Annotated in this window: 3 protein-coding genes; all 3 read left to right on the top strand. The window is 64.3% G+C overall.

What is annotated here, in order from left to right:
- Positions 1 to 326 precede the first annotated feature (326 nt).
- The gene (gene fliE / locus GXB81_RS31065) at positions 327 to 662 is read left to right on the top strand and encodes a flagellar hook-basal body complex protein FliE (protein WP_167047394.1); all 336 of its coding nucleotides are present in this window, start codon (positions 327 to 329) and stop codon (positions 660 to 662) included.
- A 269-nt stretch (positions 663 to 931) separates the two neighbouring features.
- Positions 932 to 1,366, top strand: a complete 435-nt coding sequence (fliS, locus tag GXB81_RS31060) for a flagellar export chaperone FliS (protein ID WP_167285768.1) — start codon at positions 932 to 934, stop codon at positions 1,364 to 1,366.
- The coding region (locus GXB81_RS31055; RefSeq protein ID WP_205991216.1) for a flagellar protein FliT at positions 1,363 to 1,640 on the top strand (278 nt) is incomplete at its 3' end. The genes fliS and GXB81_RS31055, both read left to right, overlap by 4 nt.

The following is a 1,640-nucleotide window of genomic DNA, read 5'->3' as shown; positions in this document are numbered from 1 at the left end:
CGCTGGCGGGCTGGCCGGGCGCGGGCTGCGCGCCGGCGAGCCCCATGCGGGCGTCGGGGTTGATCAACGAGTTGGCTGACGAATCCATGCGTCGGGTATCTCCGGGATGCCTTTGCGTTCTGCCGCCTGATCGCGCCGGGGCTCGGCGAGGGAACGGACAGAGACTTTCACGCTTGAAATTATCCGTGGCGACGCTCAACCCGATTGCTTGAATAGAGCCGGGTTTCCCCCCTAGTTTCGGGGCTTTCCCGAAGGGGGCGCTGCTATGCTTTCGTCCAGATCGGTACACCTTCCGGCAGTCCGATCGCACATCCAACGGAGAAAACATGACCATGCCCGTGAACGCGCTTTCGTCGGCGCTGCAACAGATGCAGGCGATGGCGGCGCAGGCGGCCGGCGACGCGAGCCCGGCGGCGAACGAGTCCGGCGCGGCGACGCCCACGAGTTTCGCCTCGGCGCTGAAGGCCTCGCTCGACAAGATCAGCAGCGACCAGCAGAGCGCGATCGGCGAATCGCAGGCGTTCGAGCTCGGCTCGCCGAACGTCTCGCTGAACGACGTGATGGTCGACATGCAGAAGGCCAACATCGGCTTCCAGTTCGGCCTGCAGGTGCGCAACAAGCTCGTGGCCGCCTACAACGACATCGCGCAGATGTCGATCTGAACGGTTTTGCGCGGGTTTCGTGCGAGTTGCGCCTGGGTTTCGCCCGGGTTCTGCATCCCCCCGCACGAAAACCGGCAAGCCAGCCTGGCCGGCGCGCAAGCCGGCCGATTCCTTTGACGCCCCTCGATCCCCCTTGCTTACATTGCTCTAAAGCTTTGCCGCCGCGTATCCGATAACCAGGGTACAGGCCGGTTCGGGCGCGACAACGCGCCGCAGGGCCGAGCCATGACCCAATCGCAGTCAGTATCCGTATCAGAGGAGGAGCGCCGATGTTTTCCCCGGGACACGCTGGAGCCAGCGCGTATGCACGCGTCGGTGTCGAGACGGCCGTGATGGGCGCCAGTCCGCATCGTCTCATCGTGTTGCTGTACCAGGGCGCAAGGCAGGCCATCGCGCAAGCCCGCATGCATCTGCAGCAGGGCAATGTCGCGGAGCGCGGCATGGCGGTCAGCAAGGCGATCCGGATCGTCGAAAGCGGGTTGCAGCAGTCGCTGAACCTCGAGGTGGGCGGCGAGATCGCGGGGCGGCTGAATGCGCTGTACAGCTATATGACGCGCCGGCTGCTCGAAGCCAATATTCATTCGAGCGAGGCGATGCTGGTGGAGATCGACGGTTTGCTCGCCACGCTCGAAGAGGCATGGATCGGGATTGGCCCGGAGGTTGCGCGCATGGCTACGCAGCCTGCCGCGGAAAGCATGAGATGACATCGAACGCAGAATATTTTTCCCGATACGAGGCTATCGCCGCACTGTCCTGCCGCATGCTGATGGCGGCTCGCCACGCCCTGTGGAGCGATCTGGTCGAGCTGCAGGAGGAATACCGGCATCTGGTCGAAGCCCTGAAGGAAGCCGACGACGGCGTGAAACTCGACGAGACCGAGCGTCAGCGCAAATACATGCTGATCCGCCAGATTCTCGCCGACGACGCGGCGATCCGCGATCTCGCGAATCCGCGCATGGCGACGCTGTCGGCGCTGTA

It is taken from the genome of Paraburkholderia sp. Ac-20336 (assembly GCF_017105025.1).
GTDB lineage: Bacteria > Pseudomonadota > Gammaproteobacteria > Burkholderiales > Burkholderiaceae > Paraburkholderia.
This window is presented reverse-complemented; position numbering and strand designations above follow the sequence as displayed.

Bases quoted from the DNA above. Each gene is read 5' to 3' on its own strand.
- fliE (WP_167047394.1), top strand. From the start codon at position 327: ATGACCATGCCCGTGAACGCGCTTTCGTCGGCGCTGCAACAGATGCAG.
- fliS (WP_167285768.1), top strand. From the start codon at position 932: ATGTTTTCCCCGGGACACGCTGGAGCCAGCGCGTATGCACGCGTCGGT.